Here is a 26,111-nt window from a genome sequence, read left to right as displayed (position 1 = left end):
CCTTCGTCTGAATTCGAGTTTGTACGGTGCCTATGACGTCCTGACGACGCGGAGGAGGACAACTGCGGAATCGGTGGTAGACTGTGGTGCGTTTTCCAATCAAATCTTGAGCAAAAGGAGGCACAAATGCGTAGCAGGAAAGCAAGGTACCTTTCAGTTTTCGCCCTTATGACTGCGGTTTTGATGTGGAGTGCGTGCGTGCAGAAAAGAATGGATCCCATGACCAGCGAAATGGCCCCGGAAGGCAAGTTAGATCCAGCCGATGTCGCCATAGATCCGGCGCACTGGGGCAAGCTCTATCCCATTCACTACCAGCAGTGGAAGCTGACCAGCGAACCAACCCCGGCAGGTCTCAGCAAATACAAGAGGGGGTATGACGTCGGTGAGGAGCGGCGCGACAAACTGGACGAATATCCCTTCCTTGCGCTTTTATACAACGGCTGGGGCTTCGGGGCCGAGTACAACGAGCCGCGCGGCCACTATTATATGGTGCAGGACCAGCTCGAGGTCGATCCCGGGAGGATCAAGGCGGGCGGCTCCTGTCTCACCTGCAAGACTCCCTACGCGCCCAAACTTGCCAAGGACATGGGACCGGCCTATTTCCCGACCCCGTACAAGGAGGTCCTGGCAAGGCTTCCCAAGGACAAGCAGACCCTGGGTGTTGCCTGTGTCGATTGCCACGACAACAAGGGGATGGCCCTGAAAATCTCGCGCGGCTTCACGCTAGGCAAGGCGCTCAAGGAGATCGGACTTGACGAGACGAAGCTGACCAGGGAACAAAAACGCACCTTCGTCTGCGCCCAGTGTCACGTGACCTACATGATCCCGAAGGACAAGGACATGCACTCCACCAACGTGATCTTTCCTTGGGCGGGTAGCCAGGAAGGGCACATCACCATCGAGAACATCATCAAGCAGATCAAGAGCTCACCTGCGAACGGTGAGTGGGTCCAGGCGGTTACCGGCTTCAAGCTTGGCTTTGTCCGCCACCCCGAGTATGAGTTCTACTCGAACCAGAGCCCGCACTACATGGCAGGCGTCACCTGCGCCGATTGCCATATGCCTGTGATGACCGTGGACGGCGAGGATCTCACCGACCACAGGATCATGAGCCCCTTGAAGGGGAACATGTCCGCCTGTGCCGCCTGCCACGGCGAGACTCCCGTCCAGCTAAGGCAGAAGGTAATCGACATCCAGGACCGTTTCACCGACCGGTATCTCAAAGCCGGGTACGCAGTTGCCACGAATGCGAAGCTGTTCGAGATGGCGAACCGTGCGAGGAGTGCGGGCAAGCAGATCGACCAGGAGTTGTACGGGATGGCGCGCGAGCATTACGAGCAGGCCTTCTACCGGCTCGTGTTCGTGGGGGCCGAGAACTCAACCGGGTTCCACAACCCCGCCGAAGGGATGCGGGTCCTCGAGGATGCGGCGAACCACGCCTCCGCGGCTGACATGCACCTGCGCCAGCTCCTCGCCCAGGCCGGCGAGAAGGTACCCGAGAAGGTCGACCTCGAACTTCCGAAGTACCTCAACAACCGCGGTGCGAAGAAACTCCAGTTCAAGCCGGAACACGAGGTGAAGCCGCCGACCATAGTGCGGTAGACGTGGAGGAGCCGTCCCCGCCCCCGGAGGGGGAGGGCTAGGGAGGGGGCGCATTCTTCTTCCCCCCTCCCGGCCTCCCCCCTCCGGGGGGAGGTGTGGCACCACCTGTGAGGCATAAAAAAAGGCAACGGATCGCGAGGGAAATTCCTCGCTCCGTTGCCCTTTTTGTCCTTGCTTATCGGCGCGTTATCTTAGGTGAAATCCTTGGCGTTGATCACGGTGCCGCTGCGGGTGCCGTGGATGCTTGACCAGTAAGCCTGGGCCACCTGCTCGGCGGGCATCCCCCCGGTCGCGTCCATCCCGAGTGCTTCGAGGGTTTCCTTCACCCACGGCGGGCTTACCACGTTGATGCGTATGCCGCGCGGCATCTCGAGCGCTGCGGCGCGCACGAAACCTTCGAGCCCGGCGTTGACCATGCTGATCGAGGCGCTCCCCGGCATCGGACTATGGCTCAGGACCCCGCTGGTCAGGGTAAAGCAACCGTTGTCGCTGATGTAGTTCATCCCCACCCGCACCAGGTTCACCTGGCCCATCAGCTTGCCTGCCAGCCCGGTCTGAAAGTCCTCGTCGGAAAGTTCCGCCAGCGACCCGAAACGGGCTACGCCTGCGGCGCAAGCGAGGGCGTCGAAATGGCCCACCTCCTGGAACATCCGCTCGATGGACTCCTTGCTCGACATATCCACCCTGTGGTCGCCGCTTCTAAAGGCGACCTTGACGACGTCGTGCTCAGTCGCCAGGAGTTTCGCCACTGCCTTCCCTATGGTTCCTGTCGCTCCCACCACGATAATCCGCATATGTTCCTCCTGTTAAGCGGTTATGGTTTTTGGGCCCCGGTGTCTCTCTTTAGAGCCCCAAGTACAGCGCGAAGTATATCTGATCTTCGCCGTTCTTGTTGAACCCGTGAGCAAATCCTAGTGCCGGGGTGACCTTGGCCCAGTAGCCGATGGTCAGATCGGCGCGCAACTCGACACCCGCGCCGACCCTCGTTTCATCGGCTGCGAAGGGGCGCAGGCCGCCCCAAACCTGGCCCGCGTCTACGAAGAGAGCGGTGTGCAGTTTTTCTGCGAAGGCGGGAACGGTGCCCGGCCCGGAGAGGGGATACATGATCGGTGCCCGGTATTCGATGGTTCCCGTTGCCACGTACTTGCCGGTCATGGAACGGAGCGGATAGCCGCGCAGCGGGTACGGGTTGAGGTCGGACGGTGCACCGCCCAACTGGAAGGCCTGCTGGCCGTACTGCAGGTCGCCATCGGCGAAGGCACCGGCCAGGCGCAGATACAGCACCTGGTTTCCCGGCTGCCTGATCGGCAGATGCAGGTACTCCTGCCAGGCCGCGCTGTACTCGGATAGGTTGATGTCGCTCCCGAACCCTTTGTCAAAGCGGCGGTACAAAAGCGAAACCCTCCGCCCTTCCTCGGAGCTTATCGAATAGGGGTACTTCAGCACGTCGTCGAAGTCGATTCCGGCGAAGAGGTTGTCCCTGCGCCCCTGAAAGACTGGAACGCCATGGAAGGTACCGTCGTTCGCCACGTCGCTCAGGGCCTTCTGGTCGAGAAGTTCATAGCCGGCCCGCAGGCGGTAGCGCGATTCCAGCCGGTTCAGGGGGACGGCGGCCTCGACGGACACCCCGCGGTTCAGTTCGTAGTAGTCGTTGCCAGTCTGGTAAAGGTCCCCGTACAGAAACGGTTCGTTGTGCGCCCGGAGGGTGAAGGTCGGGTAGAAGGAGTCGTTCTGGTAGATAAGGCTCCCATAGCCGCGTTTACGGCCGTCACTGTAGGCGCCGCTTACGGCGTAGGTGTGGTAGCCGAGCGCGTCGCTTCCAGCGGTATAGGCGCCGATGGCGACCCCCTCGCCGTCGGCGTAGAAGCGCGGCAGCCAGAAGCGAGGTGCGATAGTCTTCAGCGGCGTGTATGAGGCGGAGGGGAGCAGCGCCGGAGTTTGAGAGGTGGCAGTCTGGACAGTCGTCGGCTGGGCTGTCCCAGCCTGGGTTACCGCAGTAACGGGTGTGGCTCCTTCGGGTGCGGTCGGCTCCGATGCGGGAGAAGTAGGGAGGGCGCGGGTAAGCGGCAGTGAGGGGCCGCGGCTTTCACTCCAGGCCGAGCGCTCCAAGTTGAATGTCGCGATCCTGAAACCGTGCGAGGTGTAGTGCGCAATCAGCATGCGGCTTCCGTCGGGAGAAGGCTCAGGCTGCAGGGCGCCGGTCAGCAGGTGACTCACCTGGTAGCTCTTGCGCGCCTTGAGATCATAGGCAAAGACGTTGAAGACCCCGGTCTCGTCAGAGATGAAATATACGACCGAGCCGTCGGGCGCCCAGGCGGGGTAGGCGAGAGAGTTCCCCGCGCTTATCAGGACGCTCTCGGATTTCCGGTCGATGTCGTAAATCATGAGGGAACTCCGGCCGTAATTGTCGGTCCGGACGTAGCTGAGCATGCGGCCGTCGGGCGCCCAGCGCGGGGCGGAAACCCGCTCCACCTGGTAACGCGTCACCGGGGAAGGTTTAGGCTTCTCCTGTCCCGCTCCGCTTTCGAAGAGGACCAGGTTCTGGCTCCCGGTGCCGCTTTGCACCGCAGCAAAGAGTTTCCCGTCCGGGGAGAGCTGCACTTCACCGAGGCGCTCACCCTCGGTGAGTCGCGCGGTGCGGTCATGGTCGAGATCGTGGACGTAGAGGTCCTGGTACAGGTCGAAACCACATGTGATCTCGGCCTGGGTGAAGTAGATGCGTTTGCCGTCCGGCGACCAGCTGAGGCTCCCGTCGGAGAACTGGCGCCTGAAACTTGCCAGCACGTGCCGGCCGGTGGCGTCGGTCACCACGACAGATGCATGGTCGTGCGGGTCGCGCCTTGTGAATGCGATGCGGCTTCCATCCGGGGAAAAGCGCGGGTAGGTGAGATTTTCACCTTCGTCGCTGATGCGAGACAGCGTCGTGAAGGGCTTCTGAGAGAGGAGGGCGATTCTTGCGCTTTGCTCCTTTCTCAGCGCCACGAGCATATCCTCGTACACATCTCGATAGCTATTGCCGTTGAAGTTCCTCTTGGCAGGTGCGCTGATAGTGTAGGGGATACGCCCGGCATGGGCCTGGGTGAGCTTTCCTGCCGCGTCCTCGCCGTAGGTCTCGGCGATGTAGCGCTGCAGGCGGTAGCCGTAGATGTAGGGGAGGCTCCCCGCGGGCCAGAAAGGCACATCGCCGTTGATCTGGTCCACACCCGGGAGGTTGTTTTCCGCTACGGCCGCACGGAATATCATGTCGTAGTAGCTCCCCTTGCCGCGCCCCTGGCCGGTGTACTTCGTCTCGGCCCAGGTAGCCATTCCCTCGTGCCACCAGCGCGGCATGAAGGTGTTGGGCGGTGCCGTCGCGAGGAACATGACCACGGCGATGGGATCCATCCAGGGAAGCGGTTTGCCGAAAATGGTGCGGGTCACCTTGGAGTAGCCGCGCGCCGGGTCGGCGGAGAGGATGTGGGCATACTCGTGCGTGATCAGCGTCCTCATCCAGTCGTCGTACTCCCCGAGCGTGGAGGCGAGTGAAGGGGGGACCACCTGCAGGTAGATCGTGTTGTACGGGATGGTGATGGCGAGCCCGTTGGTGAAGTCGCTGTCGTCGATCAGGATCACCTGGGTCTTTTCCGCTGGTTGCCACTTGAATTCATGGGTGAGCTTTTCGTGTGCCTCCTCGGCCAGGCGAGCGGCCTTTTGCGCCGCAGCCTCCAGTCCTTGGTGGTAGTGGATGGCGAAGTGAGCGGTCTCGATGGTGGAGTAGGTGAACCTGGTATCAAATTTGGCCGCCTGCGCGGTGGTTGCCAGACAGAAGAGGGTGACGACGGCAAGCATCAAAGATTTCATGATGTCCTTTCCAAACGGTAGTGGGATAGCGGTTGCGGGGGATGGACGCGGGGGTGCCTCAGCTGATGCTTATCTGATTCAGCTAAGGCAAATCTCCCCTGTCCCCCCTTCGCAGAGGCCGCTACGGGGGGCAGGCTCCCCCTTCGCGGAGGCTGCTACGGGGGGCAAGCTTCCCCTTCGCAAAGGGGGGAACGTGATACCCGCTCACTCTTCGAGACTAACGGGATTGCCGGACGAACCCTACTCGAGCCCGACCAGGTCGCGCCCCTTCGGGTAGTCGATGACGATGTCGTAGGAGACCTTCCGCTTCTCGCCCGGTGCAAGCTCGAGTTTCCAAATAATGGTGCCGTCTTCCTTGGTCTCCGCCGGTTTCAGTGTTAGTTCTTCAACTTTGACCGCAATCTCGGCGTTCCCCGGCAGCGGTTTCTGGTCTTTTAGTTCCACAGAAACCGGGCGGCTCTTGAAATTCTGCAGCTCGATGTCGACGTGATAAGTGACGCTGCTGTCGGCGATGAGGCCGCCTTTTTTCTTCACCCTTGCCACTTCGCGCTTCACCTTCACCTGGTCATCGCTGCCGAAGTAAAGGTCGAAATCCTCGCCGGAAGCGACCGTTTTCAACTGGCTTTTGCCCACGAAGACGGCGTCGTTGAAGATGTTGATCTCGCCGGCAAGAAGAGGATAAGCGGTGCGGTTGGTGACGGTGGACTTTAGATAGACCCGCGGCGAGAGCTTGGGCACCGTTTCGTAGCCGACGGTGACCAGGAGCTTCTCCGTCGCGATCACGCTCTGCGCGTGGCTGCCGTCGGCAGTGACGTCCACCGGCTGTACCACCTGAAACTGTACCGAGGTCTGTCCCTGTGCCACCTGGGCCGCGCTGAACTCCGCCTGCTGCATCCGGTCCTCGGCGGGTGCCGCCGGGGCCGCGCCGTACGCGGGCGCAGCCATCTCCATCTTGGCGCGCGGCAGGTAAGGAATAGGACGTGGCGGCTCGTAGAAAGAAACGCGCCACGGGAAAAGCTCGGGAGCGCCGCCGCCGGAGGCGGGGCTTGCGGTGGAGAGGGTAAGCTTCACGCCGGGCCAGTCTTCACCGGTCATCTGCCAAATCTGCGCGCGATAGACCAGCTCCGCCTCTTTACCGTCCGGGGCGAGCCGCACGTCGTAGGTCGGGATCCATGTCGCCTGCGGCACCAGGTAGCTGAGCTCCATGTCGAACTTCATCTCGCGCTCGGCCTCGATCGCGACCTGAACCGAGCGCACCTCCTTCATCCCGTCCGTCCGGTTCTGCTCCAGCTCCTTTTTCAGGGCGGCGATGCGGTCCTGCAGGGGACGCTTCTCCGCTTCCGTGTCGTAGATTTTCTCTTCGATCTTGCCGGTGTTCTCACCGACGAAGCGCATCGCCTGGTCGAGTTCGCCGGTGATCGGCTTTCCTGCGCCGATCTCCTTCGAGATCCTTTCTCCATAGCCGACCCGGATCGAATCGACAAACGCCTTCTGCGCCGCGAGTGCCTTGCGGCGCGCCTCGATGCTCTCGACCTTGCGGGTGAGCTGCACGATCTCGTCCTCAAGTTCGCGAACCCGTTTTTCACGGGTCCGGTCCAGGAAGACCTTTTTCACCGAGATGCCGGCGATGCGTGCGCGGCCGGATCCCTTCCCCTCGGCCCTGAGAGATTCCTCCATCATGAGCTGCGGCATGTCGTCGAAGTTCACCAGGTTCATGCCTGGCCTGAGGGTGAGGGACGCCTGACGCGTAACCTGGGCGCGGTCGGAGAACACCGTGACCGCCGTGATCCTCGACTGTGCTTGCAGCGTACCGGTAGCGGCGTGCAGGGAAAGCGGCCAGGCAAGCAGGAGGGTGATCAGGAACAATCTTAAAGCATGCATTTGACACCTCGGTTCCTAGTATCGGTTATCGTGTACGGCGGATGGATATCCTCTTGTGATGGCTTGCAAAATCCCTGTTTCTATAGCGCGTCCGTGACGGCAAGTCAATGAGAATGGGCTCAGGCCTGCGGTGCGCGACGCTAGAACCTGCAGTTTCCGTGCGGCTGTCTCGATCTGCACGCATTGTTTGGTGGTAAGATGACGATATTCTACGATATTTGAATACTCTACTTATGCTGTAGGCAATGTATTTATTTTTGTTGACTGAATTGGTTGAATAACGTATCTTGCCTAAAATTGCACGCACAGGTGTGCTTTGCGCTTTTCGAATCGACGGTGGGGGAGGGGCCATGAGGATAGACGAGAATAAAATGCGGGAGCTGGCAGCCCGGACTTCTCCGTTTTCTCCGGACGCACTGCGGCGGGAGGAGAACGTTTTTTTCATAGGTGGCAACCTTCCCGAGCGCCAGACCATAGAGACCCTGTACGAGAGTCATTACCAGAGCAACGCCACCCTTTTCCACCTCACCTTTGGTGAGCGGGACCGCTTCGCAAGCGGCGAGAACCTTGCCCGTCTCATCAAGAAGAACTTCAATGCCCGCCTGACCGGCAGGCTCGACTTCGCGGCGACGCCGCAGATGATCGATCGCGCCTACGCCGCCGGCATCGACATTCTCGACATCCCCCTGCACGTTGACCGTCGCGCACACGCGGCAGTCGAGGGGGGCGATCACGAAGAGCGGTTTAAGGCCCTAGCATACGCCCGCACCATATTTCCCAGGTGGTCCGTCGTCTCAACCCTTGCTGCGGCCCAGGAAACTCCCGCTGCCATCAAAGCGGGGATCGATGTCCTGCTGGAGGATGGCATCGTCCCGCTCGTTGAGTTGTCGGGAGACGCTGCCAGGGGTGCCGAGAAGGACCTCACCCAGCTGTTCGGCTACCTGCAGTCCGGGTGGCGAGAGAAAAAGGTGCTGGTCAAGCCGCTGCTGCCGCTCATCTATCTGATCACCCCCCTGGCGCCTGCTTCGCGTAAGGGGATACTGCGCGGCTTCATCGACAGCGTTGAGGACCGTCGCTTGCTGGCCACCTCCGACCTCAGGCGCTTGCTGCGCGTGAAGGAAGTGGCAGAATCTTTCGAGTCGTCCGGACTGTAGTCCCTGTCATGAAATAGATCCGCAAGAGGGCACGTCGCACCAATGGAAAACAACCACCTCCTAGAAAAACCGCTCAAGATCGACAACCGTCCCATGTGGCTCATCCTGCTGGACCGCACCGCGCGCTACCAGGTCATGGCCGCCGTGGTGCTGGTCATCGCCGTGCTGGTTCGCCTGAATCCTCCCGAGGGCCTCTCCGTGGAAGGTTATCGGGCGCTGGTTCTCTTCGGCGCCACAGTCTTCTTCTGGATTTCCGGACTGCTCCCCATCGCGGTCACCGCCCTTTTGTCCATGGTCATGCTCCCGCTTCTCGGCATCATGGACGCGAAGAAGACCTACTCGATGTTCGGGAACGAATCCGTCTTCTTCATCCTCGGCGCCTTCATCCTTGCCGCCGCCATGACCGGCACCGGCATTTCGGCCCGCCTCGCGAGGGCCATGCTCGCCCGCTTCGGCCGGACCCCGACCAGGCTCGCTTTGACCGTATTCCTTCTGTCCGCCTTCCTCTCCTTCATCATGAGCGAGCACGCCGTGGCCGCCATGCTCTTCCCGGTGGTGACGGAACTCACCACTGCGCTGCGCCTCGAGAAGGGTAAGAGCCGTTTCGGGAGGCTCCTTTTCATGTCCATGGCGTGGGGATGCATCATCGGCGGCATCGCCACCTTCCTCGGAGGTGCCCGCGCACCGCTCGCGGCCGGACTTCTGAAAGAGGCTACCGGACTTCACTTCTCCTTCGTGGAGTGGTCCACCGCCGCCTGCATGATCGTCCTGCCGCTCCTCGTGCTCGGATTCGTGATCCTCTTGAGGTTCTTCCCTCCCGACATCGACGATGTTGAAGTGGGACTTAAATTTCTGAACGGCAAACGCATAGAAATGGGGAAGATCAGCGGCGACGAGATCCTGACCGCGCTCGTCATGGTGGGGACGGTCGGGTGCTGGATGTTCCTCGGCGAGAAGACGGGCCTTGCTGCCATCGCCATCCTAGGTGCTGCCGCGCTGTTCACCTTCCGGGTCGTTTCCTGGCAGAAGATAGAGGAGTACGTCAACTGGGGGATCATCCTGATGTACGGCGGCACCATAGCGCTCGCCTCCGCACTGGAAAAAACCGGGGCGGCGGTTTGGGTGGTGAAAAAGGGGATGGGGGACCACGCGCACGCGCCGCTTGCGGTGATCGCGGTGATCTCGCTGGTAGCGATCCTAGTGACCGAGTGCATCAGCCACGCCGCCGTGGTCGCCATCCTGATGCCGGTCGGGATGGGGCTGTGCCAGACCATGGGGATGGACCCCAAGGTGATGACCCTATCCATCGCGCTTCCCGCAGGGCTCGCTTACTGCCTCCCCATGGGGACGCCCGCCACCGCCATCGCCTATGCATCCGGCTACCTCAAAAGCCGCGACATCATCGTGGCGGGAGGCGTGGTCATGGCCGTGTCGTGGCTCCTCTTCATGGGGTCGGTGGTGTTTGTCTGGCCGGTACTAGGTCTGAAGATCTGACAGGAATACCCGCATGATTTCAAAGAAAACGAAATACGGCCTGAAGGCGCTTATCTACCTGGCACGACGCTACAAGCAGGGGCCGATCCTGATTGCCGACCTCGCGCGCGAGGAGAGGATTCCGAAGAAGTTCCTGGAGAACATCCTGCTCAACCTGAAAAACGCGGGGGTGCTGCAAAGCCGCAAGGGAAGGGGAGGCGGGTACTCGCTTGGGCGTCCGCCCGAGAAGATCACCTTCGGCCAGGCGATCCGCCTCATGGAGGGGCCGCTCGCCCCGGTCCCCTGCGTCAGCGAGATGGCCTATGCCAGATGCACCGAGTGCGGCAGTGAGCTCACCTGCGGCATAAGGCTCGTGATGAAGGACGTGCGCGACGAGATGGCCAGGATCCTCGACGGGACCACGCTCGCCGACGTGCTGGAGAAGATCGACCGGGCCGGTGCCCAGGGACCGGACGTGGTCGATTTCTGCATCTGACACGGGACTCCCTTTACATCGACGTCGGTATCGCCGTATATTGCTCAGCGTTCATATCGAACAAGGGGAGCGGCGATGAAATACGATGTGGTCGGCCTCGGCGTCTCCACCATCGATCTCCTGATGGTGGTCGATGAGCTGCCGGGTGGAGAGTTGGTGCAGAAGGCGCATGCGACGGCGGTGGCGGGCGGAGGGCCGGTGGCAACGGCGCTGGTAGCCCTGGCGCGGCTGGGAGCGAAAACGGCCATGCTCGACTGGCTGGGAGACGATCTCTTCGGCAGGATGATCCTCGAGGAGTTCGGCCGCGAAGGGGTGGATACCTCCGGCATCGCAACAGTGCAAGGTAAAAGCTCTTCGCAGGCGAGCATCCTGGTCCGGCGACGCGACGGTGCCCGGGCCATCACCTTCGCCCCGGGCGACTGCGGCGAGCTTGATGCCGCCGACCTTGCGGTGGATGCAATCCGAGCCGCCCGCATTCTGCACCTGAACGGCCGCCACTGGGATGCCTCGCTGCGCGCAGCAAGAGTCGCGCGGGAGGCAGGGGTAAGGATCTCCTTCGACGGCGGCTCGCACCGATTCCAGCCCGCGCACCGCGAGCTGATGCCGCTCGTCGACATCTGCATAGTCGCCCACGACTACGCCACTGCCTTCACCGGTGCAGCCGATCCCGGGAAAGCGGCACTCGCGCTCGTCGAGTCGGGCCCAGGCGTCGTCGCCGTTACCTGCGGCACCGACGGAAGCCACGTCGCTGCCAGGGGGGGGGAGCAGTTCCACCAAATCGCTTTTCCGGTCGAACACGTGGTCGACACAACCGGAGCGGGGGATGCCTACCACGGCGCCTTCCTTTTCGCCTTGGCCAGCGGCTATGCCCTGCGTGATTCCGCCCGCATGGCAAGTGCCGTCGGAGCTCTCAACACGCGCGCCTTGGGCGGCCGTGCCGCACTTCCCACCCTTGCCGAAATCGAATCCTTCCTCCTCGAGCGGTCCTAGCGTCGCTCCGATGCCGGCTGCTGTCCCGCCCAGATGCTCCACAAGACCAGTCCTCCTCCCAACAATTGCAGCGGGGTAAGCCGCTGCCCCAGCACGAGAAAGCCGAGCAGCGTCGCCATGACCGGGCTTAAGAGCCCGAGCAGGGAGACCGCCGACGGCTGCAGCCGCCTTATCCCCCAGAAGAAGATCATGTAGGTGATTCCCGTCCCGAAGATGCCGAGGTAGGCGTATCCCATGACGTTCATGGCGGTGAGGTGCGTGATCGGTTCCTCAAAGAGAAGCGCGAAGGGGAGCAGGAAGAGCCCGCCGAAGACCAGCTGCCACGCGGTGTAGGCGGCGAGCGGCATCGGCGAGGTCCAGCGCTTGGTGAGCACGGTCCCGAGCGCCATGCACCCGGCGCCGGCAAAGGCTGCGGCGACCCCGATGGCGTCGAGCCGGGCAGCCGGCGTGAGGACGAGAAGCGCAACGCCAATCACCCCGGTCCCTGCCGCTGCCCAGGCAAGCCGCGAGTGCTTCGCCTGCAAAAGTACCCGGGAGAGGCAGATCACGGCAAGCGGTTGGGTGGCGATTACCGTCGCGGCCACGCCGCCGGGGAGGCGGTAGGCGGCGATGAAGAGGAGCGCCTGAAAGACGCCGATGTTCAAGAGCCCCAGGAACAAAAGGCGCCACCACCATTCTCCCTTGGGAAGGGTGCGCAGCGCGAGTGCCATGAGGACGCCGATGGGGAGTACGCGTAAAAGCGCCGCGGTCAGGGGATGGTTGGGCGGCAGCATCTGCGTCGTGACCACGTAGGTGCTGCCCCAGATGCAGGGCGCGATGGCGGTGATGAGCGAAGTGCGCAGCGTGTGGCGGCTCTGGTCCTGGTGCATGTGCTGGGGAACTCCTGGGTGTGTGAACGCCTGTTGTCAGGAAGCAAAGGCATTAACGCAAAGACGCAAAGATAAAGACCTTACTTTTGGTTGTACCTTATATCGGCTTTTCTTCGCGTCTCCGCGCCTTTGCGTCTTTGCGTTAAGTCTTTTGGTCTAAATGAACTCCTCGAAATAATCGAGATCCTTGTGGAAGGTCTCCTGCAGGCGCGAAAGGGAGAAGAGCGCTATGGCGAGGGTCGCCACTCCTACGGCGATGGCGCCTGCCTCCAGTCCCATGCTCTTTCTCGCCACCTGGAAGAGCATGGTGATGGGGATGGTCATGCCGCGAACGAAGTTGGGGACGGTGGTGGCGACGGTCGCTCGCAGATTGGTGCCGAACTGCTCCGCGGCCACGGTGACGAAGATGGCCCAGTAACCGATGCCGAAGCCTAGCAGGCAGCAGATCCCGTAGAAGGCACCGGCACTCACGCCTGAGGCGTTGAAGTAGACTGCCACTCCTAAGACGGTGAGCAGCAGGAACAGGAGCACGACCTTTTTGCGGCTTTGCATCAACTGGCTCAGGACGCCGCTCACGAGGTCTCCTCCTACCAGGCCCAGGTAGCAGTACATCACCGCGTTCCCCGCGTTCACGTTCCCCTGCACGGCGAGGGCCTTGGCGAATTCCGGCGAGAAGGTGATCAGTACGCCTACCACGAACCAGGAGGGGAGCCCGATCAGGATGGAGTGCAGGAAACGCCCGAAGCGGTCGCGCGAGGTGAAGAGGGCGAGAAAGTTCCCCTTGGAAACCGAGGCCCCTTCCATCCCCTTGAACATGCCGGACTCGGCGACGGAAAGCCGCAGTACGAGCAGCATGAGGCCCAGCACGCCGCCGATGACGAAGGCGGTGCGCCAGTCGAACTCCCTGGCGACGAAGTTGGCAAGGATCGCTCCGGATACCCCGACCGTGGCGACGATCATGGTGCCGTAGCCGCGGATGGAGCGATGCAGCACCTCGGATACTAGGGTGATGCCGGCGCCCAGTTCGCCCGCCAGGCCGACGCCGGCCAAAAACCGCAATGCCGCGTAGGCTTCGATGGAGCCGACCATGCCGTTAGCCAGGTTGGCGAGGGAATAGATGAAGATCGAGCCGAACATGATCTTCAGGCGTCCCTTGCGGTCCCCGAGGATCCCCCAGAGAATTCCCCCCAGCAGCATCCCCGCCATCTGCATGTTCAGCAGGAAGACCCCTTTGTCGATCAGTTCCTGCCCGGCAAGGCCGATTCCCTTTAGGCTCGGCACCCTCACGATGCTGAAGAGCACGAGATCGTAGATATCGACGAAATAGCCTAAGGCGGCGACGATGACTGGTAGCCCCAGCACCTGGCGCAGAGAAGCTTGTGATGATGCGGTCATGGCATGCTCCGGAAGCTCGTTGTTGTTCATCCAAACATTAGAATTTTTACTCTAATACACCGGCCAACGGAGGCAAGTCAACGAGAATACAGGCAAGGAGGGATTTTACCGCCGCAGCGGGTGGGACGGTGGCGGGAGCTGCAGGTGCAACTCCCGCCTGACCGGAGATCACTTCGGCGGTTGCGGGAAGAGGATGAAGGGGCCCTGGGGCTCCTGCTCGGGAGGGAGATACGCCGGTGCCGCCTCGCCCTTGGGCCCGGACGCCTTCACGTAGCGGTAGATCGCGCTCAGGTCCTCCCGGGACATGGCGCGCAGGTCGTACCATGGCATGGGTGGCCTGGTCTCAATGGTACTAGCGAAACTGAGCCACTGCTTTTCCGTCATCTGCGCCATGAAGTTTCTGAGGTTCGCGGGGTACGTGGTGCCCCATGGCCCCCTCCACCCTAGCCGGTCGCCGGTCAGCCACTGCTCTTCAGCAACCTTACCGGCGGTCATGGCATAGCCGCTCGTATGACAGTCATTGCAGCCGCCGATCCTCACGAGATAGCGTCCCCGCTCGATTGCGCCTGAACTACTTGTGCTCTTCCCGGCCGCCCATGCCATTTGTGTCGATGCTGCTACCGTCACAAGCAGCGCCCATGCGATGGTCCTGCGCAGTAAAGCCATGCTTCGCCCCCCCTGATTGGCTTAGAGATAGAAACCTGCACGATTGTACCATTGGGGATGTCGTCACGCAGCAAGCGTTGTAGGAAAAGGGAAGGCGTATCTGTATCTACTGCCCCCATGATTTAGTTGAAAACTGCACCTGTTGCCGTTTTTGAGTTTTAGTTATCTTCCCTTACACAGTGTACGAAGCAGGGCAACCCCTTCATCGATCCGTTCCGGAAGCAACCCGCCAAAGCCCAAAAGCAGGTGGGTCTCCGCAGGCGGGTCTCCGGCGCACATCTGCGAGAATGGGACCAGTCGCATCCCGCTACCCTTGGCCCGGTGCAGGATCTCGGCCTCTCCCGGGTTCTCGGAAACAAGGCGCAGTACCACGTGCAGACCGGCGTCGGCCCCGAGCACCACGCCGTCTGCGCCGAACTCCCGCCCGATCGCGGCGAGTAGCAGGTCGTGTTTTTGCTGGTACAGCGTCCTCATGCGCCGCACATGGCGCTCCCAGTACCCCTGCTCCATGAATTTAGCCATGCACCTTTGCTCCAGCAGCGGCACCGTGGAGAAGTAGTTTCCGAAGTGTGCCCGGTAGGCGGGAAGCAGGGGGCGCGGCAGCACCATGTAGCTCAGGCGCAGGGTCGGCGAGAGCACCTTGGAAAAGGTGCCGAGGTAGACGATGTTGCCGTCGGGACGCAGCCCCTGCAACGACGAGATCGGCTTGCCGTGGTAGCGCAGTTCGCTGTCGTAGTCGTCTTCGAGGATGAGGTTGTCCCCCGTCTGCGCCCACTCGATCAGCTTGAGGCGATTGGCGACGGGCATCACGTGCCCCAAGGGTAGCTGGTGCGACGGGGTGACGTAGACGATGCCGCTTCCGGTCGATCTGAGATGGTCGATGTCGATACCGGAGGGGAGCGTCGCGACCTGGTGCAGTTGGTAACCGTTGTTCGCGAACACCGCCCTCGGCAGGTGGTAGCCCGGCTCTTCCAGCGCGACCGCCGGACGACGTTCCCGCATCACGCGGCATAAAAGCTCCAGGCCGTGCTGCAGCCCCGAGGTGATGATGATCTGCGCCTCGTCGCAGATGACGCCGCGTGACCGCTCCAGGTACTCGCGCAGGTTCGTCCGCAGCGCCCAATCTCCCTGCGGGTCCGTGTAGGTGGTGAGAGAATCGGCGCAATCTCGCAGCGCCTCGAGGTAGCAGTTGCGCCACTGCGCCACGGGGAAAGTCCCAGGCGCAAGGCGTGCCGGGTGAAAGTCGTAACGCAGCTGATCGGGTTTCCCGGAGTGGGAACGGCGGGGTGAAGGGTAGGGGAGCGCTGAGGCGAAACCCCGCTCGAGAGGCGATACGAAATACCCGCTACGTTCGCGGCTGTAGATGAAACCTTCGGAGTAGAGCTCCTGGTACGCTGCGTCCACCGTGTTGCGGCTGGTGGAAAGTTCCGCAGCCAGATCCCTGACCGAGGGGAGTTTCTGGTCCGGCGTGAGGCTGCCGGCAAGGATCTTCTCCCTGATCTGGTTGTAGAGCTGCTTATAGAAGGGAAGCGGAGTACTGTCACTTAGGATGAACATGGTGGTATCCCTGAATCAACGGGCGTCATGCCCGCATAACAACTAAGGAGAAACAAAACAAAATGGTTGCAGAAAAATTGCTTGAGATTCTGAAGCAGGATGGAGTTGTCGCCATAGCCACGCTGGGTGAGGACGGGCCGCACATGGTGAATACCTGGAACAGCTACATCCGGGTGACCGCCGACGGGCACCTGCTGATCCCCGCAGGCTACATGCAGAAAACCGAAGCCAACGTTGCATTCAACCCGGAAGTCCTCATCACCGTCGGGAGCAGCAAGGTGCAGGGATTGCACGGTCCGGGCGCCGGTTTTCTGATTCGTGGCAAGGCGGCCTTTCTGACCTCGGGAGAGGAGTACGATCTGATGAAGGCGAAGTTCAGCTGGCTGCGCGCCGCGTTTGTGGTTACCCCCGATACCGTGACGCAGACCTGGTAGGGGCGCGCCCTCTACTTGTCAGCCTTTTCCTTTGCCGCAACGGCCGCGGCCGCACAGCTTCCTTCGATGCGGTTGCGGCCGTTTTTCTTGGCGTCGTAAAGCGCCTCGTCGGCGCGCGCCAGGAGCTGCTGAATGGTGTCCCCATCCTCCGGGAACACTGCGATCCCCCCTGAGATGGTGACTCGCCCAAGAGGCTGTCTTCCCACCACCAGCTGTAAATCCATTACCGCGCTTCTGATCCGGTTGCCGATGTCTGAGGCCGTATCGCAGTCCGCCTCAGGCAGGATGAGGGTGAACTCCTCGCCTCCGAAGCGGCAGGCGATATCGCTTTCACGGACCTGCTTCTGCAGCAGGTGCCCGAACTCCTTCAAGACGTGGTCGCCCGCCTCGTGCCCATAGGTGTCATTGAAATGTTTGAAGTGGTCCACGTCCATCATCAGCACGCTGAGCGGCTGCTTCGTCCTGGTGGCGCGGCTGATCTCGCGCAACAGAGATTCTTCCATGTGGCGCCGGTTCAACAAACCGGTGAGCGGGTCACGAATAGAGAGTTCCCTCAACTGTTCGCGCAGCTGCAGGCTCCGGATTGCGAGGGCCACCTGTTCGGCAAAAGACGTTGCCTTTGCCCTGAGTTTTTCGAGCTCTGCCGCAGTCATCTCTTTTGGGTGATGCAGATCGAGGGTGCCCAAGGTCTCGTGGTGTGCCGAAAGGGGGATGCAGAGATGGGCGCCTTCCTTAGCCGCCACGTGCTGACATCTCACATCCGTTTCCTTCGCGGAGAGGTGCGGCTGTCCCAGGCGCAAGGCCCAGCACTGATCAGGAGAGAAGGGGGCCTGTTCTATGTTGCCCCAGACCGCCACGTCCGCCATAAGGGTTCTCGATGAGTTGATCAGGTAAATGCCGCCGGAATCCCCACTGAAGAACTTGTTCCCGTAGCCGGCGAGTATGGAGCGAGCCTCTTCGAAATCGGAGCATGTCTGTAACAGCTGCGTCATGCTGCTCAGGTCAGAGATGTCTCTGTTTGCGGATTCCAGTTGATCGGCGGCAAGAATATGATTGCGTGTCTCCCTGCGCGCGATGTAGTAGCTCAGGCTCAACAGGATGAACGATATGAACATCCCGGACAGGATCACCATGGTGAGGACCATGAGTGAGGTTTGCTCCTCGGCGCGCCGCACGGCAAGCAGCCCCTTCTCATGGATCTTGATATCCTGAATGCCGTTACGCAGGTAACCCATAAGGGTGGAACCTTCCTCGGTGAACTGGGCCTGAGAGTCGGGATTGAACCCCTTTCTGTCGTAGTCGTTCATGGAGAGGCGGAAGATGGCCAGCTTGCGGGTCATGTACTCCTGAAGCCGGTTAAGCCGTCCCTGCTGCGAGCCGTTATCCAGTGTCAGCTTTTTCAGCTCCTGGAAGTTGTCCTCGGTTACCTGGGAAAAGGAGAGACAACGCGCCTTCTCCTGCGGGTTCCCCGTCAGGACATAACCGCGCCTGCTGCTTTCCGCCTGCAGCAGTGCGTTGTTGAGCTGGTCGACCGACATGATCACTTCGTAGGTGTGTTCCGTCAGTCTGTTCGACTGTGCAACTTCTATCCTGATGTGATAGGCAAGGACCAGCATCGCTGCGAGAAGCAGCAAGGCCGATGAAAAGGTGAGATCAATGACCCTGACACGCTTATAGGAATGGTTGAGGTAGCTCACAAACAGTCCGCCAATGTTACTGCCGTGCACCGTCTATCGATGAAGTCGGTGAGGCAGAGTTTTCTTTTCTTGTCGGTTAATAATAATCTGAAAATGAGCTTTTTGCTCCGATTCATTTCATGAGACTGCGATAGCCCCGGATTAACGTACCCGGCTAAAGGCGTTTGAGCTCTTCGCTGATCGTCGCCGTGGTCGTGACGCGTGCAAAGGGAAGCGACAGCGCCGCCATATATGCGGCGTGAACGTCGGCCGCCGGTACTACCCGACCCTCAAAGGTGAGGTCGCGCGTGGCGCAGGCGTCGGCCGCCAAGGTGCAGGTAAAGCCCAGGTCGAACGCGGCGCGGACCGTGGTGTCGATGCACATGTGGCTCATGGCCCCGCAGATGGTCAGATTGGTGACCTGCTTCGATCTGAGGAGGTCGAGGAGCCCTGTATCCCTGAAGGAGTTGGGAAAATGCTTTACGATGACGGGCTCAGATGCAATGGGGGCGACGATCTGGTTGATCTCGGCTCCCTGCGTGCCGGGAATAAAAAAGGTGGCGTCGGGACGTGCGGCCAAATGCTGTACGTGGATTACCGGGAGCCCGGCCGCACGGTAGGCGTCGAGCAGCAGACGGGCATTAGCTGCGGCCTCCGGCATGCCGACCAGTTCCATGGTGCCGCCCGCGAAATAATCGTTCTGGATGTCGATGATGATGAGGCACATAAGGATTCTCCCTTTCAGGTCCGGCAGGTCGGATGGCTATAGCGTATCGGGGTGCTAAGGGTTGATTTCTTTTAACTTTTGGTCGAGGTGTGCGAGTGACGAGACGGTAAGAGTAGGCTCGATCCCCCACGGGTCGTAGAGCGCGTCCGGTGAGCGCTTCACCCATGCGCCGTTCATGCCTGCGGAGATGGCGCCGATCACGTCGAAGGGGTTGCCGGAGACGAGCCAGGCGCTTGCGCCGGTTGCGCCGGACCTGCGCAGGAAGTGGGCGTAGACCCCGGGGTTCGGCTTGAAGGACTTCACTTCGTCCACGCTCACCACATCGAGAAAGTACCGGCGGATGCCCGCGTTGGTGAGGAGCTCTTCCACCGCGTCGGCGCTGCCGTTGGAAAAGGCGTACATCCTGAAACCGGCATCCTTAGCCCGCTGCAAGCCGGGTTCCACGTCGTCGTAGGCGGGGAGCACCCGGTAAAGGGCCAGCAGGTCTTCCTTTTCTGCTTCGGTCAGTGCTGTTTTGTGGAAGGCGTCCGTGTAGTTGAGGGCGTCCCTCGTGCAGACGGCGAAGGTCTCGTAGTTTTGCATGAGGCCGCGGCGGAAGGAATATTCGAGCTGTTTCTCCCGCCAGGTGCGCGAGAAGCCGGCCGCCCTGTCGCCGATGATCTTTTCCAGCGCGACGATGACGCCGTGCGTGTCGATCAGCGTTCCGTAGACATCAAAGGCAAGGGTGATTTCCATTGGTCGTGCCCTCCGTTTTGGTTAAGTGCTGGCTTCCTCCCCCCGGCACCCCTCATTTATCCGCCCGCAAAAGTTGCAGCAACTCTTCGGCGCTCACCTTGCCGGAGAGATCGCTTTCTTCCAACAGGCTGTCGGCGAGGCCGCGCTTTTGCTGGTGCAGCCCGACGATCTTCTCCTCGATGGTCCCCTTGGTCACCAGGCGGTAGATGGTCACCGGACGCAGCTGCCCGATGCGGTGCGCGCGGTCCGAGGCCTGGTCCTCGACCGCCGGGTTCCACCAGGGATCCATGTGAATGACATAGTCCGCCGCCGTGAGGTTCAGCCCGACCCCTCCTGCCTTCAGGCTGATCAGGAAGAGATCTCCCTCACCGGACTGGAAGGCGTCCACGCGCCGCTTACGCTCGGGCGCCGGAGTGGACCCGTCGAGGTACTGGTGTGGGATGCCGGCCCGCTCCACGTATTTGCGGATGATCTCCAGGTGCCCGACGAACTGGCTGAAGACGAGGGCCTTGTGACGGTTCTCCCGAAGTTCTTCGACGATCTCCGCGAAGGCGGCGAGCTTGGAGCTGGGGATGGCGCTGTCGGGAAGGATGAGGCGTGGGTTGCAGCAGGCACGGCGCAGCCTCATGATCTCGGCCAGGATCTTCAGGTGCAGCTCTCCCTTTCCCTCCACCTTGCCGATGCCAGCCAGGTTCTCGAGGGCGCTTTTCCTGATTGCCTCGTAGAGCGCGGTCTCCTCGTTTCCCATTTCGACGGCGACAGTGATCTCGGTGCGCGGCGGGAGCTCCTCCAGCACCTGGTTCTTCGTGCGGCGGAGGATGAAGGGCTGGATGAGCCGCTTCAGGCGCTGACGCGCTTTCTTGTCCTCGCTCTTCTCGATCGGTGAGGCGTAACGGACGTTGAACTGCTTGAGTGAGCCGAGGAGCCCCGGGTTGATGAAGCGGAAAACGTTCCAGAGTTCGCCCAGGTGATTCTCGATCGGAGTGCCGGTCGCCACCATCTTGAAGGCGCCGGAGAGCTGCATAGCCGCCTGGCTGCGCTTGGTGGACATGTTCTTGATCGCCTGGGCCTCGTCGAGCACGATCGCCTGCCACTGCACCGCGGCGAGCAGCTCCCCGTCCTGCTGCAAAAGGCCGTAACTGCAGATGACGAGGTCGAAAGGCCCAAGCCCCTTCAGAAGTTCTTCCCGTTTGTTTCCGCCGTAGATGATGCACCTGAGTGTCGGCGAGAATTTGGCCGCTTCGCTCTCCCAGTTCAGACAGACCGAGGTGGGGGCGACGACGAGGGACGGCCCCTTCGCCGCCATGGTGAGGATCTGAGCCAGCGCCTGCACCGTCTTTCCCAACCCCATGTCGTCGGCAAGACAGGCCCCCACGCCCCAGTACGCCAGGCGATTCAGCCAGTTGAAACCTTCCACCTGGTAGCCGCGCAGCTCGGCCTGCAGCGTGTTCGGTAACTCGGGGCGGAAGCTCTGCGCCTCGCGCAAACGCTTGAGTTGCGCCTGCCATTGCTTATCCCCTTCGAATTCCCCGGCGTCCACCGCGAAATCCTCGAAGAGCGTGGCGGCGAGGGGATGGAAGCGGAAGGTCGATCCGTGCGGGTCGCAGCAGGCGGCGAGGTCGTCGAGGTATCTCCGCAATTGCGCCGAGAGGGCGATGAACTCGCCGTCACCCAACTGCACGAATCGCCCCTGTGTACCGCGCACCAGATCGACCAGTTCCCGGAGGTCGAGGGCGAGCTCCTCGTTCACCTTCACCTCGCCGGATAGCTCGAAATAGTCTTTTGCCTGTCTCACGGAAAGCTTGCAACGTGAGGGGGTAACTATCTGCTTTATCTTGAAGCGCGCCCCCTGCGGCCACGACACGTGCGCCGATTCCCCTAAAGACTGCAACTGCAAAAGCAACTCAAGCGCACTCTCGGTGGATGGGACCAGCCATTCGCCTTCGTTCTCCTCCGCTTCGCCCAGCGCGGTGAGGAGGACGAGGGCCTCGGCGGCACGGTTTTCCTCGAGTTTGAGATCACGCTTCGCCTGCACCCGTTTTCCGTCCAGCTCGGCCATCACTGTCTCTCCGCCGGAACCCGGACGGAAGTAGGGGCCGGCGTTCGAGAACGGGCGTACGAGGACCTCGAGCCTGAGCCCGGCCTGGTACGGGAGCAGGTGGAAACATGGGGTGACGTCGCCCGCCACGGTCTCGGTCGAGGCGTCGCTGATGTCGGAGTGAACCGTCAGCATCGAGGAGAGGGCGTTCACGGCGCTCAGCGCCTGATCCTTCGCGCGTGCCGGAAGCGTGAGGCCGTTTCCGAGGATGGCGGCGATCTTCAGGTACTCCGGCTTCGCCTCGAAGACCTTGATGCGGGTGGGGGCCTCCTTCTGCAGGTGAAGTTTCTGGTCCTGCTGGAAGGGGGGGACGAGCTGAAGCCTGAAGCCGTCCTTCTCGGCGACCAGCTGGATCTCCGGCTCGCCGTGCACGAGTTCGAGGCGCACCGAAGCGCCGGTATCGAGGTAGACGTGCGGATGTCCGATCATGAGCGGCACGGCCTGGTCGAGGTCCAACTGGTAGCTGTCGCGGCCGTAGTAGCCGTAACCGCGCTCCTTTTTTATGCAGCCGCAGATGAGCCGGTCCTGCGGGGTGAGGTACTCGATTGCGTCCGCTTCCTCGGCGAGCCTTTTGAGCGACACGTTGCGCCCCGCGCTCCACTTGCCGTTCGTGCCCTGTTTCTGCTCGCGCGGCGTGATCTCGAAGTGGTGGCGCAACTCCTCGAAGTGCCATATGAGGCGCGACTGCGGCAGTCCCGCTTCGGCACCCGATTCCGATGCGGCGTTAAGACGCAGCAGCGCTGTGAGGGCGCTTTGCCAGGATTCTACTTGCTCCACGCAACGGTACAGCGGGACAAGCCCCTCCGCCTTGTAACGCTTCAAAACCGCGGCGCCGGCTGCCTCCTCCACGCCGCAGGCGGCCATGAGCGCTTCAATTTCGTCGGCAAGCCAGAGCTGAGAGGCGTCGCGCAGCTTCGCGATCAGCTGCTTTTGTTTCGCGGCCTCGGTCTTTTGCGCATCGGAACCGCACCAGTGAAGCGCCAGCAGGCGGACGAAGGCCCACATCGGGGAGGATGGGGTGCGGTGGAGCGTCCCTTCCAGTTGTTCCTTGATGCCTGCCTCGCCCTTTCGCTCCGCGACAACTATCTGCAGCAGGTAGTACACGTCTTGGTCGGGCCAGTCCCGCTTGGCGAGGACCCACCGGCAGTGTTCTGCCGCCTCGGAAAGCATGGCCGGATCGTTCGATGCCATTAGCGCCATGACGAAGAAGGGGCCGAGGCCGTCCTCGAAGAAGGTCTTCCGCTTGCCGGTCTCCTTTTTCAGTGCGGTAAGCGCACTGCGGAATCTGCCGATTGCCTCCTGGTACGAGCCGCGCCGCAAGGAACAGCAGGCGAGAACGGCGAGTTGGGTCGCATTGGAACCTTCGAGCGCGCCTTCTTCGGCCTCAGCGGTCCTACCGCGCCATATAAGCTCCCGGCAGTACATGTCGTGCAGCAGGTATGATGCCTTTGGATCGGAGGCGATCAGGTCGGCGAGAGCCTGGAACGGCGCGACGCACGGATTCATATGGCGGCGGGCGTAAGGGATGTGCACGAGAAGGGTGGCGCCCTGCAAAGCGTTGTGGAGTGAGCGGAACCAAGCGTCGTCGTAAGGCATGAAGCAGGCGATTATGAAGGGGTGACAGCGCATGGCCTCATAGGGGAACTGCTTCAGGTATCTTTCCGCGGTGTCGAAGGCGCCGGCGACATCGTTTCGGTAGAAGCAGAGACGCACGTCACGCAGGCCGTGCTCGGAGATGCGGTAGTAACTGCTGCCCCATTCCGAGACCATGGGAATCTCGGACTGCACCGTCTTAGCCATCGCCTCGAAGCGTCCGTCCGCCTGGGCGGCAAGCGTCACCGCGTGGGTGACGAGCGGATTGCAGGCGACGCCTCGATCGCCGGCTCCGATCAGGCCCAGCGCCTTCAGTCCTTCCAGGATCTCGGAGAGTCTGGCGCCGGTGTAGCTGTCGCCGGCGGGATGGGACAATGGGACGCGCTTTATGAGGTTTAAAAGGACGTGTTTCGATACGGGGGCGTAGACGAGCGAGAGCAACTGAAGCACGGCTCGCTGCTCCGGAGTGCACTTTGCGAAGGCATCGAGAAGTTTTTGATGGGGCGAGGTGTCGTTCCTCACGGCGGGACCTCGTTTAGTAATCTACGCTCTGCAGCCGGTCCCCCCTCTCCACTGGGGAGAGGGGGGCAGGAGGGGGAAGGAATGGGGAAGCTAATCGCGGTAGCGCTTCACCAGATCGCCGTAGGCGTCGATGCGGCGGTCGCGCAAGAAGGGCCAAATGCGCCGCACGTCCTCGCTGCGTCCCATGTCGAGATCGACCACCAGGAGCTCCTCTTCCTCGCCGCCGCGTGCCAGGAATTCACCCTGCGGTCCTGCCGCAAAGCTCGAGCCCCAGAATTTAATGCCGGCGCCTGCGCCGCTCGGGTCGCCCTCGAAGCCGACGCGGTTCACGCTGACCACCGGGATGCCGTTTGCCACCGCGTGCGAGCGCTGCACGGTCACCCAGGCGTCCAGCTGACGCGCCTGCTCGTCCTTTTCGTCGCGCGGGTCCCAGCCGATGGCGGTCGGGTAGATGAGGAGGTCGGCACCGGCGAGCGCCATCATGCGCGCCGCCTCGGGGTACCACTGGTCCCAGCAGACCAGAACGCCGAGGCGGCCCACCGAGGTCTCGATCGGTTCGAAACCGAGGTCACCCGGGGTGAAGTAGAACTTCTCGTAGAAGGCGGGATCGTCCGGGATGTGCATCTTGCGGTACTTGCCGGCGATGCTGCCGTCCTTTTCCAGTACCACGGCGGTGTTGTGGTACAGCCCAGGCGCGCGGCGCTCGAAGAGGGAGGTGACGATGACGACGCCGAGCTCCTTTGCCAGTGCGCCGAACTGCTCGGTGGAGGGGCCGGGGATCGTCTCGGCCAAGTCGAAGCAGGCGGTGTCCTCGGTCTGGCAGAAGTAGCTGCCGGTATGGAGTTCCTGGAGCACCACGAGCTGAGCCCCCTTGGCGGCTGCCTCGCGGATTCCGGCGATGGTGGCGGCGACCATGGCTTCACGCCCTTCCTGCAGGGCCTGCTGTACGAGGGCTACTTTCAGTTTTTTCATGTTCTTCTCCGTCATGTTATGAAGCCCTTCTCCTTCCGTCCTTCGCTCACGGTAGGGCTTTGGGCCAGTCTTCAGGGAGTTCGGGAACGTTGAGTTCACTTCCAACGAAGCGCTGCAGGTGCCCCAGTGTTCCCCCCTTTGCGAAGGGGGGGCAGAGCAGCGTTGTCCGGTTTGGTACGTGCATCACCAACATCCAACCATTTCCAGCCTCCCCCTCCCTTGACGGGAGGGGGCCGGGGGGTGGGTGAAGCCGCAAGCCAAGGGAATGATGGCACCTTACCCCACCCCCTAACCCCCTCCCGCAAGGGGAGGGGGAACTTTTCCGGCTATGCAACATCCTAACCGGACAACGCTGCCCCGTCCCCCCTTCGCAAAGGGAGCGCGAGGTCACCAGCGGCGCTTTACTTGAGCGTCCCCTTCGGCAGCTGCATGGTCACGCAGTGCAGCGAGCCGTGCTGCAGGATGAGCGGGAGGCAGTCGATGCCGATGATCTCGAAGCCCGGAAACGCCTCGCCGACGGCAACCAGCGCGGCGGCGTCCTTTTCATCGTTGTAGGTCGGCACCAGCACGGCACCGTTGATCACCAGGAAGTTCGCGTAGGTCGCCGGCAGCCGCTCCCCGTCTTCGTCGAACTTCGCGCCCGGCCAGGGGAGGGGGATGCAGCGGTACGGCCGCCCGCCGCTGGTGCGGAAGGCGAGGATCTCCTCCTCCATCGCCTTAAGGGCGGGGTAGTGCTCGTCATCCGGGTCGTCGCAGGTGACATAGGCGATGGTGTTGTCGGGGCAGAGGCGCGCGAGCGTGTCGACATGTGAGTCGGTGTCGTCGCCCGCCAGGTAACCGTTGGAAAGCCAGAGAAAGCGGTCGCTGCCGAAAAGCCCGTGCAGCTCCTCTTCCAGCTCCTCGCGGGTCAGGTGCGGGTTGCGATTATCGTTCATGAGGCATTCTTCGGTAGTGAGGATGGTCCCCCTGCCGTCGCTCTCTATGCTCCCCCCTTCGAGGATGAGGCCCACCGTGTCGAGCGGGGCCTTCCAGAGGCCTAGCGCCTGCAACTGTTTGTTGATCCGGTTGTCGAGGTCGGAGGGGAACTTGAGCCCCCAGCCGTTGAAGCCGAAGTTGAGGAGCCGCGGCGCGCCGCTTTCTAAAACGGTGATGGGTCCGAAGTCGCGTGCCCAGGTGTCGTTGGTGTCGATGGGAAGGATGCGTACGTGCTCGAGGTCGGCCCCGGCGGCGGCAAGCGTTTCACGCACCTCTTCGGGGTCGTCGGCGGCTACCACCACCGTTTCGAAGCGGCTGATGACGGTGATGATGGCGGCGAAAACCGGTTGGACCTGCTCGAGATACGGCAGCCAGTCGCTGTTGTCGTGCGGCCATGCCAGGAGCACGCCGTCCTGCAGTTCCCACTCAGCCGGTAGTCTTCTGTTTTGGTTCACT

The 26,111-nt window shown here is 61.8% G+C and carries 19 protein-coding genes; 6 read left to right on the top strand and 13 right to left on the bottom strand.

Going from position 1 to position 26,111, the window contains the following annotated elements; translation table 11 throughout:
* The first annotated feature begins 168 nt into the window (after window positions 1-168).
* On the top strand, window positions 169-1,602 hold the full coding sequence (locus E8K79_RS03320) for an ammonia-forming cytochrome c nitrite reductase subunit c552 (RefSeq protein WP_407925472.1): 1,434 nt from the start codon (window positions 169-171) through the stop codon (window positions 1,600-1,602).
* Between the two features lie 191 nt (window positions 1,603-1,793).
* On the opposite strand, the gene E8K79_RS03315 is transcribed toward E8K79_RS03320, so the two are convergent.
* The 3 genes from E8K79_RS03315 to E8K79_RS03305 all read right to left on the bottom strand — a co-directional run bounded on the left by E8K79_RS03315 (window position 1,794) and on the right by E8K79_RS03305 (window position 7,323).
* Window positions 1,794-2,396 carry a short chain dehydrogenase gene (locus E8K79_RS03315; RefSeq protein WP_136513471.1) on the bottom strand — a complete coding sequence of 201 codons (603 nt, stop codon included), beginning with the start codon at window positions 2,394-2,396 and terminating at the stop codon, window positions 1,794-1,796.
* Between the two features lie 49 nt (window positions 2,397-2,445).
* Window positions 2,446-5,442 (bottom strand): BamA/TamA family outer membrane protein, encoded by a 2,997-nt coding sequence (locus E8K79_RS03310; protein ID WP_136513470.1) that lies wholly within the window; start codon window positions 5,440-5,442, stop codon window positions 2,446-2,448.
* Between the two features lie 240 nt (window positions 5,443-5,682).
* Window positions 5,683-7,323, bottom strand: coding sequence for a mucoidy inhibitor MuiA family protein (locus E8K79_RS03305; RefSeq protein ID WP_136513469.1), 1,641 nt, complete (start codon window positions 7,321-7,323; stop codon window positions 5,683-5,685).
* Window positions 7,324-7,673: 350 nt separating this feature from the next.
* On the opposite strand from E8K79_RS03305, the gene E8K79_RS03300 reads away from it, so the two are divergent.
* The 4 genes from E8K79_RS03300 to E8K79_RS03285 all read left to right on the top strand — a co-directional run bounded on the left by E8K79_RS03300 (window position 7,674) and on the right by E8K79_RS03285 (window position 11,436).
* Complete coding sequence (locus E8K79_RS03300; RefSeq protein WP_136513468.1) at window positions 7,674-8,477, top strand: hypothetical protein; 804 nt, start codon at window positions 7,674-7,676, stop codon at window positions 8,475-8,477.
* A gap of 42 nt (window positions 8,478-8,519) precedes the next feature.
* Window positions 8,520-9,971: an SLC13 family permease gene (locus tag E8K79_RS03295; protein ID WP_136513467.1), complete on the top strand. Its 1,452-nt coding sequence runs from the start codon at window positions 8,520-8,522 to the stop codon at window positions 9,969-9,971.
* A gap of 13 nt (window positions 9,972-9,984) precedes the next feature.
* On the top strand, window positions 9,985-10,446 hold the full coding sequence (locus E8K79_RS03290) for an RrF2 family transcriptional regulator (protein ID WP_136513466.1): 462 nt from the start codon (window positions 9,985-9,987) through the stop codon (window positions 10,444-10,446).
* Window positions 10,447-10,521: 75 nt separating this feature from the next.
* Window positions 10,522-11,436 carry a carbohydrate kinase family protein gene (locus E8K79_RS03285; protein WP_136513465.1) on the top strand — a complete coding sequence of 305 codons (915 nt, stop codon included), beginning with the start codon at window positions 10,522-10,524 and terminating at the stop codon, window positions 11,434-11,436.
* On the opposite strand, the gene E8K79_RS03280 is transcribed toward E8K79_RS03285, so the two are convergent.
* The 4 genes from E8K79_RS03280 to pdxR form a co-directional block, all read right to left on the bottom strand.
* Window positions 11,433-12,305 (bottom strand): EamA family transporter, encoded by an 873-nt coding sequence (locus E8K79_RS03280; protein ID WP_136513464.1) that lies wholly within the window; start codon window positions 12,303-12,305, stop codon window positions 11,433-11,435. The genes E8K79_RS03285 and E8K79_RS03280 overlap by 4 nt on opposite strands.
* Before the next feature lie 156 nt (window positions 12,306-12,461).
* Complete coding sequence (locus E8K79_RS03275) at window positions 12,462-13,700, bottom strand: MFS transporter (protein WP_136513463.1); 1,239 nt, start codon at window positions 13,698-13,700, stop codon at window positions 12,462-12,464.
* Between the two features lie 168 nt (window positions 13,701-13,868).
* Entirely contained in the window at window positions 13,869-14,366 is a 498-nt protein-coding gene (locus E8K79_RS03270) for a cytochrome C (RefSeq protein WP_136513462.1), read from the bottom strand.
* Window positions 14,367-14,528: 162 nt separating this feature from the next.
* Window positions 14,529-15,923: a MocR-like pyridoxine biosynthesis transcription factor PdxR gene (pdxR, locus tag E8K79_RS03265; RefSeq protein WP_136513461.1), complete on the bottom strand. Its 1,395-nt coding sequence runs from the start codon at window positions 15,921-15,923 to the stop codon at window positions 14,529-14,531.
* A gap of 62 nt (window positions 15,924-15,985) precedes the next feature.
* On the opposite strand from pdxR, the gene E8K79_RS03260 reads away from it, so the two are divergent.
* On the top strand, window positions 15,986-16,357 hold the full coding sequence (locus E8K79_RS03260; protein WP_136513460.1) for a pyridoxamine 5'-phosphate oxidase family protein: 372 nt from the start codon (window positions 15,986-15,988) through the stop codon (window positions 16,355-16,357).
* A gap of 11 nt (window positions 16,358-16,368) precedes the next feature.
* Here the strand turns inward: E8K79_RS03260 and E8K79_RS03255 are convergent, their stop codons facing one another.
* From E8K79_RS03255 to E8K79_RS03230, 6 genes are all read right to left on the bottom strand, one after another.
* Entirely contained in the window at window positions 16,369-18,054 is a 1,686-nt protein-coding gene (locus tag E8K79_RS03255) for a sensor domain-containing diguanylate cyclase (RefSeq protein WP_136513459.1), read from the bottom strand.
* Between the two features lie 154 nt (window positions 18,055-18,208).
* Window positions 18,209-18,760 (bottom strand): cysteine hydrolase family protein, encoded by a 552-nt coding sequence (locus E8K79_RS03250; protein WP_246043695.1) that lies wholly within the window; start codon window positions 18,758-18,760, stop codon window positions 18,209-18,211.
* 54 nt (window positions 18,761-18,814) lie between these two features.
* Window positions 18,815-19,495 (bottom strand): haloacid dehalogenase type II, encoded by a 681-nt coding sequence (locus E8K79_RS03245; RefSeq protein ID WP_136513457.1) that lies wholly within the window; start codon window positions 19,493-19,495, stop codon window positions 18,815-18,817.
* Window positions 19,496-19,547: 52 nt separating this feature from the next.
* A complete protein-coding gene (locus tag E8K79_RS03240) occupies window positions 19,548-23,708 on the bottom strand; it encodes a DEAD/DEAH box helicase (RefSeq protein ID WP_136513456.1) in 4,161 nt (1,386 codons plus the stop codon).
* Between the two features lie 90 nt (window positions 23,709-23,798).
* The gene (locus E8K79_RS03235; protein WP_135870114.1) at window positions 23,799-24,680 is read right to left on the bottom strand and encodes a carbon-nitrogen hydrolase; all 882 of its coding nucleotides are present in this window, start codon (window positions 24,678-24,680) and stop codon (window positions 23,799-23,801) included.
* A gap of 401 nt (window positions 24,681-25,081) precedes the next feature.
* Entirely contained in the window at window positions 25,082-26,110 is a 1,029-nt protein-coding gene (locus E8K79_RS03230) for an agmatine deiminase family protein (protein ID WP_136513455.1), read from the bottom strand.
* Window position 26,111 lies beyond the last annotated feature (1 nt).

Origin of the sequence: Geomonas edaphica (assembly GCF_004917075.1) — a bacterium.
Classification (GTDB): domain Bacteria; phylum Desulfobacterota; class Desulfuromonadia; order Geobacterales; family Geobacteraceae; genus Geomonas; species Geomonas edaphica.
The sequence above is the reverse complement of the archived record's forward strand: the minus strand, read 5'-3'. Positions and strand labels throughout refer to the sequence as shown.